Raw genomic sequence first — 526 nt, forward strand, 5'->3', positions numbered from 1 at the left:
TGGTCAATCACACACCGGTATCGCTAAAGGCCGTGTTGCTGGGCGGTGCCGCGATTCCTGTTGAATTGACTGAACAAGCGCGTGAGCAGGGTATTCGCTGCTGGTGCGGTTACGGGTTAACGGAATTTGCCTCCACGGTGTGTGCGAAAGAGGCCNCGGCTCTGCACTACCAGGCAGAGAAGTCAGGATTGTTGATGATGAAGTCTGGCTTCGTGCCGCCAGCATGGCGCAAGGGTACTGGCGCAACGGACAGCTTTATCCACTGGTTAATGCGCAAGGCTGGTTTGCCACCCGCGATCGCGGCGTGTTAAAGGATGGCAAGCTAACCATAGTCGGGCGTATGGACAATCTGTTCTTTAGCGGTGGAGAAGGGATCCAACCGGAAGAGGTGGAGCGCGTTATTGTATCGCATCCCCTTGTTCTGCAAGCTTTTATTGTTCCAATAGAAGATGAAGAGTTTGGCCATCGCCCCGTTGCGGTTGTGGAGTACGATACTGAAGCCGGAAGACTTGATCTGGCAGAATGG

At 54.3% G+C, this 526-nt stretch carries 1 pseudogene; it reads left to right on the top strand.

The features are described 5' to 3' along the window. Positions 1-526: pseudogene (locus tag FDX22_RS20440) on the top strand (AMP-binding protein); the annotation flags it as partial.

Source organism: Citrobacter sp. TBCS-14 (assembly GCF_005280805.1).
GTDB classification, from domain to species: Bacteria; Pseudomonadota; Gammaproteobacteria; order Enterobacterales; family Enterobacteriaceae; genus Citrobacter; species Citrobacter gillenii.